This is a genomic window from Pseudoalteromonas sp. JB197 (assembly GCF_002332205.1).
GTDB lineage: Bacteria > Pseudomonadota > Gammaproteobacteria > Enterobacterales > Alteromonadaceae > Pseudoalteromonas > Pseudoalteromonas nigrifaciens.
In genome coordinates this window covers 2422845-2438034 of the sequence record NZ_NRGZ01000001.1, presented here as the reverse complement: position 1 = coordinate 2438034, position 15190 = coordinate 2422845, and the positions used below count along the sequence as shown (strand labels likewise).

Sequence of the window (15190 nt, the reverse complement as noted above, 5' to 3'; positions counted from 1 at the left end):
TATAATTTTTTGTTTATAAATAAGGAAGTATTTATGGATATTATACGTATTATTTTTTCAATCTTACTGCCACCACTGGGAGTATTTTTACAGGTGGGTTTAGGCTTACATTTTTGGATAAATATTTTACTTACGTTGTTTGGTTACTTCCCTGGAGTAATACATGCAATCTACATTATCGCAAAAAAATAATTCATTTCTGTTTGTCGCGTAATATAAGCTGTAAGTTGCTTATTTAAAGCCCAATTTTTAAATTACGCGATATACAGCCTTCCATTTCACTTTTACTTAGCTGCCAGTATTAACCCTAAATTCTGCAAATTTTAATATTACACCCATAAAAAGATTACTATTTAAGCAGTTAGACCATTGATTGTTAAAATAAAGACTTTTGCTAGTGACAAGCCCCTAAAAACTTTTTATACTGCACCCCGCTTTAGTCGCTATGTGACTAAACGCTTCTTAAAAAATTAACTGTTTACAGTTATACAAAAAGTTGGCCCCTTAGCTCAGTTGGTTAGAGCACACGACTCATAATCGTTAGGTCCCCAGTTCAAGTCTGGGAGGGGCCACCATTTTTACAAGCTTCCCAAGTAAATATCTACTAACAGAAATTACCCTGTGCTACTTTTTTAAATAGAAAAAGAAAAGCTACTATCAGTTTCTAATCGACAAAATAATTCAAATGTGGAAAGTAATAAAAAATTGATGTACCCTTTTATTTTTACTGAACAAGGGAATGTTATGTCAAATAAAATTATGATCGAACGAAATATCGGTGTTTTGCGCGAAAAAATTAGAAGCGCAGATACAACTACCGTTATGGGGTGTGTTGCGATTGCAACAAGCGCTGATATGCTATCAGGGGCAAAACTATCTAAGTCGCAATATAGCTTTATTGTTAACAGTCGTCAGCGATGTAACTTAATAAAAATAGCTCTGTATAAAGATTTAACTAAGTTAATAGCCGAGAAGGCCATACCTAAAATATTGTCTGCTGCTGATCCAACCTCAGATTTATCGAAAGCTGCTTTTATGGCCGAAGCTACCGCAGACGCTGCTGGTGAGGCTCTTGAGATGAAAACAGGTATACCAGCATTTAAAACAGCTGCTGTTTTAAATGCATTAAGCACTGGTGTCCAGATTAAAGCTATGTGGGACATACAAGCGATCGAGGATGCTTTTGCTCAAACCCCTAAACAGTTTGAAAAATTATTTGCCGATTGGAGAAGCTGGAATATTGAAGAGCGTTATCAGGTGGCCCAATGAAAAAATTATTAATTTTATTACTACCCAGCACATGTTTTGCACAGTTTTCAGACTTATCATTATGTGAAAACAAACAAACTATGCTTGGATTGGATTTTTATACAAATTGTGTGGGTGTAGCAGATGTCTCTGTGCATAAATTAAAGTCTGAGATAACAGCTAAACAGTTATATGACTACATCACTATTGGTATTAAAGACGTTAGTGTTTTAGAAGATCATCTTGCAGATGATTTGATAGGAATTGTACATGCATTAATATCGATTGATCCAAACCCACTTTATTATACTACCGTTGGTAATAATGTTTTAGTCAAGACTAAAGAAGGGCTTAATATTTTTGAAAAGCATGATGGTTATTGGTTACAAAAATTAGTATCAGAGAGATCTAATTCACCTAAGAATTAATATGATACTGAATGTTAGGGGCAGTTGATTTTGCATTGACAGCCCAATCATTGAATAAGCTAGATCCAACAGGCTTTTTTAACTGACGAATTTTATTTCTAATCAACTCACACCACACTCTTGACCAGCCAAATAATAATTATTATTTGGTGGCAATTCAATAAGCTCATCTGCCATCTTACTGTCATGCTTTGTAATAATTAGTACAATCAGCAGTCTATGATTATTAAAGAATAAGTAAATAATATAGGCGTTGTTACCTGACTATGCGTAATAACTTACTCCTATTCTGAATACGCGTTTTTACTATTTTGGTGAGTTTATAATATACCTAAAAGAAAATAGCAGGGCTAGACGATGATTACCACTCAAACTCTGTTAAGAGTCTTGGGTTAAGATGTGCTAGCCGTGAGTAGGTATTAATTTTAACGAAGTTAAATATTATAAAACTGATTAATAGCGCCTCCCGGTCTAATTTTAGTTATGCCCTTTGCGCATTTTAAAAGATGTTTACTATAGTTTTATGCATTAAAAGTTCCGTGAGGGACTTTTGATTTTTTTTAATTAATTTTTACGGTAGATCTCATGTTCAATATCGTAAATATTAACGCTTAAACTGTCTGATGCTCTGCAATAGGTTTTTAAACACTCAAGTAGTTGCTCACTTAACATTTGTTTTTGCTCAATAGAACGCCCCGCCAAAATGTGTACCGCAATATGTATAAACCCCGACCCGCCTGCGCCAAGTAGATATTGCTGATAGGAAATAGCGCGTGTTTTTATGGTTTCTAAATCAAATAAATTACTTTGGAAAGCGGCGTTGTGAATTTTTTCTACAAGTACTTGTGGTAATACAGGGAGGTCTTCTGAGTGTTCAATAATAATGTGCGGCATTTAGGCGTTCCTATTATGAGTTACTACATGTGTGAACCTTATTATACCAAATACCAGGTTACCCGCTAACCCCTACAATGCTGAATTAGCATCTTTTTGTTTTGCACAATTAGCCATTAAGAAGTGGTATGGTGCGGCAAAGGTGAATGTATATAGCGTAATGTTTATTTTTTATAACATGTGTTTTGTAGCTGTAAATACGTTTAGTATAGAAAAATAAACCGTATCCCTCTTTAAGTATGTTGGAGAACACGATGAAGTATTTAAAAGTCAGCTTTTTACTCGCAGGTATGCTTACCTTAACAGCGTGCTCAGATGATGTTGCCTCTGTAAGCCTTGGGTTATTTACCACCAAGGATGTAATTGTAAATTCGCAACAAGACCCTTTAGTCACTGGGGTAACGTGCCATATTAGCCATATAGAAGCTAATTTAGATTTTTCAGACCCTTCTGACATGTCAATTTCGTGTCGGCAAACCGGGGTTATTACCGCAGAGCAATTGCAGCAGATTGATCGGAGTAAATCTGGGGAAGTGGTATTTAAATCATCTAAAAGTATTTTGTTTAAATCATTAAAAGTGCGTCGTATTTACGATGCTAAAGCACATACCTTACTGTATTTGTCGTACTCGACTAAAGAGTCTACGGGGAGTCATCATCATGCGTTATCTACTGTACCATTATACAATACACAAGCATGGCAATGGGCGCTTGGGCAAGAGCGAGAGTAAGCTATGTTAGCGTTATTTAAGCCCAAACCATTACTGGCTGAGCAAGAGCAGCAATGGTTAATTGATACCTTTATATGGGCAGTTGAAAACTTTGATGTTGAGTTTTTTACCCAGCATACGCAAATCACTTTGCCCACGGTTGAGTTCTTTCCCGACTCGGTATCGAGTATTGAAGAAATGGCCACTAAGGTATTTAACCGCGTAAGTAGTTATGCGGGTATGACAGCGTGGCCTATTCAACTAGTTGCACCGCAGCAGCTCACTCCACAGGTTTTTCCACAGTTTAAATTTAGCCAACAACTACGTGGCGAAGGCGCTAAATTAATTGTACCGCCTAGCCAGGCTATTAATATTTCGTTTAATCCAAATCAAGTAAACCAGCCACAAGACTTAGTTGCCAGTTTTGCTGGAACGTTAGCGACTATTTTAATTCATCATGTAGGCGTATTACCACCGGGCGGAAAAGACTACTTAGCGCAAGCTGCTGATGCACTGGCTTGCTTTTTAGGCTTTGGGGTAATGATGAGCAATACGGTATATCAGTTTAAGGGCGGCTGTGGCTCGTGTTATAACCCTTATGCAAATCGCGAAGCGTCGTTGAACGAAACCCATACGGTATTTATGCATGCGTTAGTGAGTTACTTTAAAAATGATAAACGCTCTAAGCAGCATTTAAAACCGCATTTGCGCGGCCAATTTAAAAAAGCGCAAAAAGAAATTAAAGCATTAGTCAATAACTCAGCTAACCCGCTGTTATTAGTGTATATGCCAAACTAAGCAGAGATATTGTGTGACTTACTTAGACGAATTTTTACTGATTGCCGTAGCGCACTTTTTTGCAGTAGCAAGCCCAGGGCCCGATTTTGCTATGGTATTAAAGCAAAGTGTGCAGCAAGGTAGGCGCAATGCTCTTTGGACTAGTGCAGGTGTTGGTGCGGCTATTTTATCAATAGTGCTTTGTAAAACTAAGGTACGTGGCTTTTTCCAGCGCAGTGGTTATTGGTTTGATCGCTGCATTGGCGTTATTTTAATAGCTTTGGCTATTCGTGTTGTAATTTAAAACTAAGTTACATTATTTAATTTTAGGAGTAGGTATGTCGCTTTATAATTTTTCGTTTGGCTCTAACATGTCGTCTCAACGTTTACTGGCGCGTCTACCTAATGCTAAACGTATTGGTACTGCAGTATTACAAGGCTATGAGCTAACCTTTGATATGTATTTTAAAGATGGCTCAGGTAAATGCAGTATTAGCCCAAGTGATGCAGAAGATGCGTTAGTTTATGGGGTTGTTTATCAGATAAGTGACGCCGAAAAAGTCATTTTAGATGGTATAGAAGGTAAAGGTTACGACTGCGTAAATATAACCGTAAAGCTTTTAAGCGGCGAAGACGTTAACGCGCATTGCTATATTGCCAATACCCACGATAGTGAAGCGCTACCCTACGACTGGTACATTAAACACGTTCATCGCGGCGCGCTTGAAGCCGGCGTTCCAAAAGCATACAGTGATGCAATATTAAACCGCGCGCAAAAAAGCGACAGCAACCTAGAACGTGCTGAAATTGAATTTGCAGTACATCAAAAATAATCATAATAAAAAAGGATAACAATGAAGTTAATTAAGTTTGCCACAATTGCTTTATTAGCAGGGGCTACGTTTAGTACCTGGGCACAAGTAGATACCAATAAAATAGAGCAGGTAATTAAAACCTCCATGGCACGTTTTGATGTGCCAGGAATGGCTGTTGCTATTGTTGAAAACGACAAAGTGATATTTGCTAAAGGTTTTGGTGTAACCCATATAAACACCGGCAATAAGGTTAATAAAGACACCTTGTTTGGCATTGCATCTAACACCAAAGCATTTACCAGTGCGGCGCTGGCTAAGTTGGTTGATGAAGGTAAGTTGAGCTGGGACGATAAAGTGATTGATCACCTGCCAGAATTTCAACTATACGATGCATACGTAACCCGCGAAATGCGTATTCGCGATCTGCTAAGCCATCGCAGTGGGTTGGGGCTTGGGCAAGGCGACTTAATGATTTGGCCAAGTACCGACAAGTCGGTTGATGATATTTTAGCCGGCTTAAAATACTTAAAACCGGCCAGCAGCTTTCGCAGCCAATATGCGTATAACAACTTAATGTTTGTTACCGCAGGGGAAGTGGTAGCACGCGTATCTGGGATGAGTTGGAACGATTATATCGAAAAAAACATGTTACAACCGCTAAATATGACTCACTCGCGAGCGGGGTTTTCGCGCATTCCAAGTAGCAATAAAAACTGGGCAACGGGGCATATTCCGATGGATAACCAACTCCATCCATTTTTTGTTAACTACCTAGAAGATTTTAGAGGCGCTGGGGCAATAGCCTCAAGTGCCAGCGATATGAGCCAATGGCTACGTACGCAACTTGCTGGTGGCACAATGCCAAATGGCGAGCAGTTATTTAGCGAAAAACAACAAGCGCAAATGTGGCATCCACATATAACGGCTATGGCGTCTAAAAGCGCGTTTGAGGCGTATCATCAGCAATTTAGAGGTTACGGGCTAGGCTGGAGTATTGAGGACTACCACGGCTTTAAAAAGCTTGGTCACGGTGGCGGTATTTTAGGCATGGTGTCGCAGGTTACATTACTACCTGAGAAAAAACTCGGTATTGTTATTTTAAGTAATCAGCAAGCATTTGGTGCACTAGCGGCAGTAACCCACGAAGTGCTTGAAGATGCGCTTGAGCTTGAAGATAAAGATTGGGTTGAAGACTTAGCTAAAAAGCATTTTGAAAGCAAAGAGAAAGCATACGCTAACGCAAAGCCTGCAGCGCCAGCTGATTATCAACCGCAACTACCTAATATTAATTACACTGGTACATTGCACGATAATTGGTACGGCGATGTAATTATTGAGCAGCTTGATGGCAAATTACATATTGATTTTACGCATACCAAGGGCTTAAAAGGCTCGCTTGAGCATTACACTGGCAATACTTTTATTGTTAAGTGGGATGAAAAGCTACTTGAGGCTGATGCGTTTATTAACTTTAATATGAATACAGAAAACAGAGTGAGTAGCGCTAAAATGCGTGCAGTATCAACGCAAGTAACCGACTTTAGTTTTGACTTTAGAAATTTAAAATTAACAGCAAAATAACTGTTTTTGCTATCCCTAATTTGCTATATCTAGCGTAAAGGGTATACACCAAAGTCGCAAAGCCACCCAAGGGTGGCTTTGTTATATTATGTTTAATGATACAGTTAGGAGCTTTTATGCGTACCGCAATTATTTCTCACCCTCATTGTCGTAAACATAAAATGATTGATGATCACCCAGAGTGCCCAGAGCGGTTAGATGCTATTAACGATCGCTTACTAGCAAGCGGGTTAGATATTGCTATTGAGCAAAAGCAAGCGCCTAAAGCGCAACGAGAGCATTACTTACTTGCGCATGACGAATCATTAGTTAGCTCCGTTGAAAGTAAAATACCTACCCAAGGGCTTGTCGATTTAGACGGTGATACTTGGTTATGTCCCGATTCATTAAAAGCAATTGAGCGTGCAGTAGGAGCCGGTATTTTAGCGGTAGATGAAATACTAGAGGGCAACCTTGATGCTGCATTTTGCTCGGTGCGCCCGCCGGGGCATCATGCAAATCGCACTACCTCATCCGGTTTTTGTGTATTTAACAACCTTGCTATTGCGGTTAAATATGCACAAAGCAAAGGGGTTAAGCGCATTGCTATTGTTGATTTTGATGTACATCATGGTAATGGCACTCAAGATATATTTATAGATGATAAAAACGTCTTGTTTTGCTCTTTATTTCAGCATCCATTTTATCCCAATACAGTGGTTGAAAATAACACCACGTTAGTTAATTCACCTTTGCCAATTGCCAGCGACGGTAACGATTTAAAAGCGGTATTTGAGCAGCAATGGCTGCCTAAACTAAATGCTTTTAAGCCTGACATGTTATTTATTAGCGCAGGATTTGATGCTCACCTCGAAGATGATATGGCTAGTTTAAAGTTTGTAGAGGAAGATTACCGCTGGCTAACCGAGCAATTAGCCCGCTTTAGTGAGCAGCATAATTGCCGCGGTATAGTGTCGTATTTAGAAGGGGGGTATGCGCTTTCTGCATTGGGTCGCAGTGCAATTGCACATGTAAAAGCGTTAGTCGATTATGAGTAACGCAAATGCTTGCTCAGGTGTTAGCTGCTTAATTTTACTTAGGCAACACTGACCTTCTTTTAGCAAATAATCTTTCACTAAATCTGCTAATTCAATGGCACTAATGGCTGTTTTTGGCTCGCCACTTAATGTTGTATAACTATACTTACTATCTAAAATAATAATTCTGCTTTTTTGCAGCTCATCCATCGCATATACAAAATCATCTACTTCATCAGGCTGCTCAGCTAACTCAATTTCATTGTTATAAATAATAATTTTTGGATACGACATGCTTATTTATTGTCCTACATCAAAGGGGGAATATTTGCTCGATTTATACTCGCTTATTAGTGCAAATTTAGGGAGTAGAATAATGCCACACAGTAGCCGTTTTCAAAAAGTAGGTGATATTTTTACTAATAAGGTAATAACCTGTAGCAAGCATACGCCATTAATTGATGCGGTTAAACTAATGCGGGCACATAATATCAGTGCAATATTTATTGCGCAGCAACAACGCATATTAGGTGTTTGGACAGAAACAGACTGTTTAAAACTCGACTTTACCAATCCTGCAGTTACAAGCACTAGCATTAAAGATGTGATGACGAGCCCGGTCTTAAGTGTCCCTAGCCAGCAGTTATTAAGTGATACCGCACTAACTTTTCATCAGCATGGTGTAAGGCATTTACTCGTTACCGATAACAACAACGTACCGTGTGGGGTAATTAGCATTACAGATATTGTGCGCAATCAAGGGCTTGATCATTACTTACAGTTTCGCACTATTAACGACCAGTACACTAAAAACATAACAATTGTACCTAGCTCATTAGCGCTAAATGAAGCGGTGAAATTAATGCGCGAACGCAGCGAAAAAGTTATTTTAGTTTTTAATCAACAGCAAAAAGAACATGGCATTATTACGCAGCGCGATTTATTACACCTGATCACACGCCAGAGCGAGCAGAGTGTGTGCTGGGATTTAGCAAGTCGACCGCTTTATAAAATAACCCCACAAGATAGCCTGTTCGATGCTTACAAATTAATGTTAGATAGCCAAGTACGGCATTTAGTGGTGAGCGACAATGATGAAATTGAAGGCGTGTTGTCACTCGAACATTTAATACATGAAATTGAAAGTGCGTATTGTTCTGAGCTAGAAAAAGTATTAGTGCAACGAGATTTAGCCCTACAGCACTCGCAGCGAAACCTATACTTAGCCAATAAAATAATAGATTCATCGCTAGACGGCATAATGATTGCCCATAGTAATTGCACTATTATGCAAGTAAACCCAGCGTTTACCCAATTGACTGGCTATAAAGAGCATGAAGTTATAGGTAAGTGCCCAAGTATATTGAGCTCTGGGCGGCATGATAAAAGCTTTTATATAAAAATGTGGGATGCAATCAACAAAACGGGCGTGTGGCAGGGAGAAATTTGTAATCGTAAAAAAAATGGCGATATTTATATAGAGTGGTTAACTATAATTGAAATTAAAGAGCCTAATAATTCAGATGCTATTTATGCGGCAATTTTTAGTGATATTACCGAGCGAAAAAATGCTGAAGATAAAATTGTGCAGTTGGCTTATTTTGATGAATTAACGGGCCTACCAAATAGACGTTTGTTTAACGACAGGCTCAAAATGGCTTTGGCTGCAGCTCACCGCGACCAGCATTTATTGGCGGTGATGTTTATCGATCTAGATCGCTTTAAAGAAGTAAACGATAGTTTAGGCCATAGCGCAGGGGATTGTTTATTAACTCTGGTTGCTGCGCGTATCGAGGCTACTTTAAACGAAGGCGATACCTTAGCGCGTTTAGGGGGAGATGAATTTGTAGTGCTGTGCGAAATAAATAAGATTGATGCAGTAGCTAGTTTAGCTGACAAAATACTAAATAACTTAAACTCTCCGTTTCAATTAGACCATGTTGAAGTAGGTGTAACAGCTTCGATTGGCGCGGCTGTTTACCCTGATGATGGCCTAGACAGCGAAACACTGCTAAAGCATGCCGATATTGCTATGTATCGCTCAAAAGATGTGGGGCGTAATTCGTTTCAATTATTTAAACCTTCTATGAATGCTCGCTCGCTAGAGCGCCTAGCCATGATGAGCCGTTTTCAGCATGCGTTAGATAATAACGAATTTGAATTGTATTTTCAGCCAAAACAATGCCTTAAAAGTGAACAGATTATGGGCGTTGAGGCATTATTGCGTTGGCACGACCCCGATTTGGGAATGATATCGCCCGCGCAATTTATTCCGCTTGCTGAAGAGCTAGGGTTGATAGTGCGGTTAGATTTATGGGTTATTAATCAGGCGGGTAAAGTACTAACGCTATGGCAAAAAGAAGGACTGGTGGCTGGGCGCTTAGCAATTAATATATCGGCATGTCATTTAAGCCAAGGCAAGCTGGCAAACAATATTAGCACTATGCTTAAACATTATAATTTACCCGGTAATTTACTTGAAATAGAGCTGACAGAAAGCAGCTTTATTAGCTCATTTACACAGGCTAAAACGCAGTTGCAGCAACTAAAAAAACTGGGCGTGCATATAGCATTAGACGACTTTGGTACCGGGTACTCGGCATTGAGTTATTTAACTAAACTGCCTTTTGATACATTAAAAATAGACGCGAGCTTTATTGCTAAAATCCCTGATGAATACGGCAATAGCCAAATAGTTGCAGCGCTTATTGCACTGGCAAGTAATTTAAACTTAATGGTAGTGGCAGAGGGAGTTGAGCAGCTAGCTCAAAAAAACTACCTTATTAGCTTAGGGTGTAATGTTATACAGGGGTATTACTATTGCCGCCCGTTAACGCAGCGGCAATGGTTTGATTTTTATCGGTTAAACTACTTATCTGCGAGCACTCAACCAACTGGCACTTAGCCTACGGTTACTTCGTAAGAGGTGAATTTTCGAATGTTAATAACGCCTTTTTCAAAAATTAAATATTGACCTTTAATGCCTTGTAAAACACCGCTTACTACCGGGTCTTTATCAAAGTTAAACGAGCTGATTTTGGTTGGGTATTCGCTTACCGGAAAGTTTAAATCAACTACGTCTTCATCTAGCTGTTCAATAGCTGTTGCGCCAAATAGCTCGCTTAGCTCATTTAGCTTTGCACTAATTTGTGGAATAAGCTCAGCGGCTGCAGCTTTTAAATCTAGCGCTTCGTTTTGGCCTTTTAGCATATTGCGCCAATTAGTTTTATCAGCAATAAATTCAGCCAATGCCACTTCTACTAAGCCTGATTGCAACCGTGTTTGCACTTTAAAAATAGGCAATGCTTGGGTAGCGCCTTGATCAACCCAGCGAGTTGGTATTTGCGTGTGGCGAGTAATACCCACTTTTAGTCCTGAGGTATTAGCGAGGTAGACGTAATGCGGGATCATGCAATTTTCTTCTCCCCACTCTGGCTCGCGGCAAGTACCTTGATCGTAATGGCAGGTTTCTGGCTTCATAATACACATATCGCAACTAGCAAGTTTGCGCATGCATACAAAGCAATGGCCTTGAGAATAGCTTTTTTTGGTTTTTTTACCGCAGCTAGAGCATAAAATTGTGCCGCTAAAAGTAAGCGTTAGCTCTTTGCCTATAAATGCATTTAAGTCGACTAAGTGCTCACCCACAGGTAAGTGATATTGTACCGGCTCGGTTAAGCTCGATTTTAATTTACGCAATGTGCCTTGCATCTTTACTTGGCCCTTAAAGATGTTAAAAAGGGGAGTCTAACATTTTTAAATTATATTGGCTGTTTAAGTACTGTAAATAATCGTCATACGCGAGTGGTTTGGCGTAAAGGTATCCTTGTGCGTGATCGGCGTTCATACCTTTAAGTAAGTCGTGAACCTCTTGCGTTTCTACCCCTTCAATAGTAATTGTTGACATCCTCCACCACCTCGCCAAGCGCCTGAACAAGTTCAGGAAAGGAGGGGGATTCCGATTAGTTTAAAACCATCGGGGCCTTATGATCACTCATAAGGCAAGTTCCTGCTTCAACAAGCTGACTAATGTCAATCTCTCCACAGGCTAGAACGCGATGACCTCGCGCTAAAATATTTAATGCGCCAACATGATCCGCATTATCTTGATAACCGCACTTCGCACATTCAAACTTAGACTGCGTTAATCGGTTATCTTTTGATTGATGACCACACGCTGGACACGTTTGACTGGTATGTTTCGGATCAACAAAAATAACCTGACCGCCGAGCCAATCCTGCTTATATTTCAGCATCTCTTTAAACATTCCCCATCCTTGATTGAGAATGACGCGGTTTAAGCCAGATTTTTGTTTCACCATTTTTCCATGCTGCTCACTGTTGCCTTTGCTGTTTTTCGTCATATTTCTAATTTTAAGATCTTCTAGCACGATGATTGCGTGGCTTTTGCTCAACTGTGTTGAGATCTTATGTAATTTGTCATGACGAATATTGGCAACTTTCGTATGAAATGTTGTGATCTTTGCTTTTAATTTTTTCCAGTTACTTGAAAATTTCACTTTTCTAGCAAGTTGCTTCTGTAATCGTTTGATCCTGATTGTCTGTTTACTGGTATCTATCGGCTCCACAAAACTGCCATCAGAAAAGGTAATTAGGCGTTTCACGCCTAAATCTCCGCCAATTATGGCGTTTGATGGGTGCTTAGGTGGTGCTACTTCTTGTTCAACTTGGATTGAAACAAACCAGTGCTTTCCTTTTTGTGAAACAGTGACGTTTTTAGCTTTTCCTAAAATAGCTTGGCTTTTTCTAACATTAACCCAACCGATTTTAGGTAAAAAAATACGTTTCCCATTCTTGTCGATTTTAAAGCCTTGTGGAAAACTAAAGCTATTCACCTCTCCTTTTTTCTTAAAAGTAGGCACCCGTTTGAGTGGTTGGTTTTTATCGAATGCGTCTTTAAAGGCGCGTTCAAGCTGTTTTAATGTTTGTTGGATAGTTTGTGCGGGCGATAGTGTTAAAAAGCCATACTCCTCGCTTTTTTTCCAAAGTTTGGAAAAGAAATCCAACTCTTGGTAGTAGCAAATTTTTTGTTCATTCTGTAACTTAAATAAGTTAATCGCTAAGGCTTTATTCCACAAGAATCGACAATTTCCCGCATATTGCGCCATTTTAGCGTTAATATCGGGTGTTGTTTTTAAACGAAATTTATAAGCTTTGCGAATAATCATACTGTTATTATATACAGTCAATCAAAAAGGAACAACCCACTTAGTCGCTTCGCGACTATTGCCTTATATCACCGACCTAAAGGAGCGGTGTTTTACGGCAAAAGTTGATAAAAAATATTAATATAAGTATCGCTGCGGCTAGCGGATGATAACGTAACGTTTTAAACTTCAAATTATGCTGTGCTTTTTTGAGTCCTTTAAAATAGTGTAGCACTAAAAAAGCGCAGCCAAGCTGCGCTTTTAAAATTTGCACTTAATAGTAATATTAACCAGTAGGTTATATTTAACCTACATTAATGCTATTTAACTATTTTGCTCTCTCGCAATAGCACGATATGCAATATCAGTACGATATTCCATGCCATCCCAGCTGAGTTGCTTTATTAGCTCGTAAGCGCGTTGCTGCGCTTCGGTTACGGTATTACCCAGTGCGGTGGCACATAATACACGTCCGCCCGCAGTTACTACGTCATTACCGTTTTGTTTAGTACCAGCATGAAATACTTTTTCGCCAGCAGGGTAGTCAACCTGTAAACCCGATATAACATCGCCTTTAGGATAATCACCAGGATAGCCTTTAGCGGCCAGTACTACACCAACGGCTGCACGTGGATCAAACGCTATGGTGGTTTTATCCAGTTCAACACGATTAGCCGCTTCAATTAACTCGACTAAGTCTGATTGCAAACGTAGCATCATAGGTTGAGTTTCCGGGTCGCCAAAACGACAGTTATACTCAATTACTTTTGGCGTGCCATCGGTATCTATCATTAAGCCAGCGTATAAAAAGCCTGTGTACGGATGACCCTCGCTCGCCATGCCCTCTACCGTTGGGTAAATCACTTCGTTCATAATACGCTGATGAATTTCATCGGTAACTACTGGCGCAGGTGAATAAGCACCCATACCGCCAGTGTTAGGGCCAGCATCGCCATTGTAAGCGCGTTTATGATCTTGGCTAGTGGCAAATGGTAATACGTTTTTGCCATCTACCATCACAATGAAAGACGCTTCTTCACCTTCTAAAAACTCTTCGATAACTACGCGGCTACCAGCATCACCAAAAGCATTACCCGCAAGCATGTCACGAATAGCATCTTCAGCCTCGGCTTCAGTCATCGCAACAATAACGCCTTTACCTGCGGCTAAACCATCTGCTTTGATTACAATTGGCGCGCCTTTTTCTTTTAAATAAGCAAGGGCAGGGGCAACCTGTTCAAAGGTTTGGTAATCGCCACTAGGGATATTGTGACGCGCTAAAAAGTCTTTAGTAAACGACTTTGAGCCTTCAAGCTGAGCTGCGCCCGCTGTTGGGCCAAATATAGCTAGGCCGTGTTCACGAAACTTATCAACCACACCTAATACTAACGGGATCTCAGGGCCTACAATAGTAAGCTCAACATTATTTTGTTGTGCAAACTGAAGTAAACCGTCTAAGTCGTCAACATTCATTGCAACGTTCTCAAGTTTTGGCTCAAGTGCTGTGCCCGCATTACCAGGGGCTACAAATACTGTGTTTACTTTGGTGTTTTGAGCGGCTTTAAACGCAAGAGCGTGTTCGCGGCCGCCGCTGCCAATGACTAAAACATTCATGGCGAAAAATTCCTATTTAAAGCGGTTTTTTAAATTTCAGCGTCATGCGGTCACTTTCACCAATGGCTTTATATTTATCGGCATCTTGATCGCCTAAACGTAAGCTTGGTGGTAGCGTCCATACCCCTTTAGGGTGATCGGCTGTATCTTTTGGGTTAGCATTTATTTCACTACTAGCAACTAATTCAAACCCAGCTTGTTTAGCTATTTCAATTACGTAGCTTTGCTTCATGTAACCACTGCTTTTTTGATCGTCATCGGCGCGTGCTTCAGGCAATCTATGCTCTACTACACCTAAAGTGCCACCTGGTTTGAGTGCGGTATAAAAAGATTTAAACGCACTAAGTGCGCCGTCTTTATTTTTACCCATATACCAGTTATGCACATTTCTAAAGGTAAGTATCATATCGGCGCTATTTGCAGGGGCAAGTTCGGTGTGAGTAACAGGAGCAAACTCAGTTACTATTACTTTACTAAAGCGTGGGTCTTGCGTTACTTTTTGTTCAAACTCAGAGCGAGAACGCTGATAAAAGCCAGTCGCATCTTTTGGAAAATGCGCGGCGTAAAATTTGCCATTATCTTTGAGTACAGGCGCTAAAATTTCGCTGTACCAACCACCACCGGGCGATATTTCTACCACGCTCATATTCGGCTTTAAGCCAAAAAATGCCAGCGTTTGTGCTGGATGACGAAACTTGTCACGCTCACTGTTTTTAGCAGCGCGCTGCTCATCATTAAGTGCATTAGCAACTAATGAGTTTTCACTGTGGTTATGAGCCAAGCTTGCTGCAGAGCTAAGAGCAATAGTGGCGACAAGTATAGATTTTAAAGCAAATTTCATCATTTTATTCTTCACTGTTAGTTTAATGAACAATCAGAATACGTTAATTGATTGCAAACAAACAGAGCTAAACTCAAACTTCAGTGTTTAGCTCTATA

At 39.9% G+C, this 15190-nt stretch carries 17 protein-coding genes and 1 tRNA gene; 11 read left to right on the top strand and 7 right to left on the bottom strand.

What is annotated here, in order from left to right; genetic code table 11:
• The first annotated feature begins 33 nt into the window (after nt 1-33).
• From CIK86_RS11555 to CIK86_RS11540, 4 genes are all read left to right on the top strand, one after another.
• Nucleotides 34-192: a YqaE/Pmp3 family membrane protein gene (locus tag CIK86_RS11555; protein ID WP_011327039.1), complete on the top strand. Its 159-nt coding sequence runs from the start codon at nt 34-36 to the stop codon at nt 190-192.
• A gap of 306 nt (nt 193-498) precedes the next feature.
• Nucleotides 499-575: transfer RNA gene (locus CIK86_RS11550), tRNA-Ile, on the top strand.
• Nucleotides 576-744: 169 nt separating this feature from the next.
• Complete coding sequence (locus tag CIK86_RS11545; protein ID WP_096317098.1) at nt 745-1269, top strand: hypothetical protein; 525 nt, start codon at nt 745-747, stop codon at nt 1267-1269.
• Entirely contained in the window at nt 1266-1676 is a 411-nt protein-coding gene (locus tag CIK86_RS11540) for a hypothetical protein (RefSeq protein WP_086995919.1), read from the top strand. The genes CIK86_RS11545 and CIK86_RS11540 overlap by 4 nt, the downstream gene beginning before the upstream one ends.
• A gap of 564 nt (nt 1677-2240) precedes the next feature.
• Here CIK86_RS11540 and CIK86_RS11535 read toward each other — a convergent pair.
• Nucleotides 2241-2570 carry a 5-carboxymethyl-2-hydroxymuconate Delta-isomerase gene (locus CIK86_RS11535; protein ID WP_011327042.1) on the bottom strand — a complete coding sequence of 110 codons (330 nt, stop codon included), beginning with the start codon at nt 2568-2570 and terminating at the stop codon, nt 2241-2243.
• Between the two features lie 254 nt (nt 2571-2824).
• Here CIK86_RS11535 and CIK86_RS11525 point away from each other — a divergent pair, with 254 nt between their 5' ends.
• The 6 genes from CIK86_RS11525 to CIK86_RS11500 all read left to right on the top strand — a co-directional run bounded on the left by CIK86_RS11525 (nt 2825) and on the right by CIK86_RS11500 (nt 7490).
• Nucleotides 2825-3301 carry a CreA family protein gene (locus CIK86_RS11525; RefSeq protein WP_083497484.1) on the top strand — a complete coding sequence of 159 codons (477 nt, stop codon included), beginning with the start codon at nt 2825-2827 and terminating at the stop codon, nt 3299-3301.
• Between the two features lie 3 nt (nt 3302-3304).
• Nucleotides 3305-4078: a hypothetical protein gene (locus tag CIK86_RS11520; protein ID WP_086995912.1), complete on the top strand. Its 774-nt coding sequence runs from the start codon at nt 3305-3307 to the stop codon at nt 4076-4078.
• Between the two features lie 13 nt (nt 4079-4091).
• Nucleotides 4092-4361, top strand: a complete 270-nt coding sequence (locus tag CIK86_RS11515) for a LysE family transporter (RefSeq protein ID WP_086995909.1) — start codon at nt 4092-4094, stop codon at nt 4359-4361.
• 34 nt (nt 4362-4395) lie between these two features.
• On the top strand, nt 4396-4890 hold the full coding sequence (locus CIK86_RS11510; protein ID WP_086995906.1) for a gamma-glutamylcyclotransferase family protein: 495 nt from the start codon (nt 4396-4398) through the stop codon (nt 4888-4890).
• A gap of 21 nt (nt 4891-4911) precedes the next feature.
• Nucleotides 4912-6453: a serine hydrolase gene (locus tag CIK86_RS11505; protein ID WP_086995902.1), complete on the top strand. Its 1542-nt coding sequence runs from the start codon at nt 4912-4914 to the stop codon at nt 6451-6453.
• Between the two features lie 116 nt (nt 6454-6569).
• On the top strand, nt 6570-7490 hold the full coding sequence (locus tag CIK86_RS11500; RefSeq protein WP_086995899.1) for a histone deacetylase family protein: 921 nt from the start codon (nt 6570-6572) through the stop codon (nt 7488-7490).
• Here the strand turns inward: CIK86_RS11500 and CIK86_RS11495 are convergent.
• Complete coding sequence (locus CIK86_RS11495; RefSeq protein WP_011327050.1) at nt 7473-7763, bottom strand: DUF4144 family protein; 291 nt, start codon at nt 7761-7763, stop codon at nt 7473-7475. The two genes, CIK86_RS11500 and CIK86_RS11495, sit on opposite strands and share 18 nt — an antisense overlap.
• Before the next feature lie 82 nt (nt 7764-7845).
• Here CIK86_RS11495 and CIK86_RS11490 point away from each other — a divergent pair, with 82 nt between their 5' ends.
• Entirely contained in the window at nt 7846-10374 is a 2529-nt protein-coding gene (locus tag CIK86_RS11490; protein WP_086995896.1) for an EAL domain-containing protein, read from the top strand.
• On the opposite strand, the gene CIK86_RS11485 is transcribed toward CIK86_RS11490, so the two are convergent.
• From CIK86_RS11485 to CIK86_RS11470, 5 genes are all read right to left on the bottom strand, one after another.
• Nucleotides 10371-11180, bottom strand: coding sequence for a DUF2797 domain-containing protein (locus tag CIK86_RS11485; RefSeq protein WP_011327052.1), 810 nt, complete (start codon nt 11178-11180; stop codon nt 10371-10373). The two genes, CIK86_RS11490 and CIK86_RS11485, sit on opposite strands and share 4 nt — an antisense overlap.
• Before the next feature lie 22 nt (nt 11181-11202).
• Complete coding sequence (locus CIK86_RS19140) at nt 11203-11376, bottom strand: hypothetical protein (RefSeq protein WP_162010629.1); 174 nt, start codon at nt 11374-11376, stop codon at nt 11203-11205.
• A gap of 55 nt (nt 11377-11431) precedes the next feature.
• Nucleotides 11432-12658, bottom strand: coding sequence for an RNA-guided endonuclease TnpB family protein (locus tag CIK86_RS11480; RefSeq protein WP_096317084.1), 1227 nt, complete (start codon nt 12656-12658; stop codon nt 11432-11434).
• A gap of 303 nt (nt 12659-12961) precedes the next feature.
• Nucleotides 12962-14251: a phosphoribosylamine--glycine ligase gene (gene purD / locus CIK86_RS11475; RefSeq protein ID WP_086996650.1), complete on the bottom strand. Its 1290-nt coding sequence runs from the start codon at nt 14249-14251 to the stop codon at nt 12962-12964.
• A 16-nt stretch (nt 14252-14267) separates the two neighbouring features.
• A complete protein-coding gene (locus CIK86_RS11470; protein ID WP_086996661.1) occupies nt 14268-15092 on the bottom strand; it encodes a class I SAM-dependent methyltransferase in 825 nt (274 codons plus the stop codon).
• Nucleotides 15093-15190: the final 98 nt, after the last annotated feature.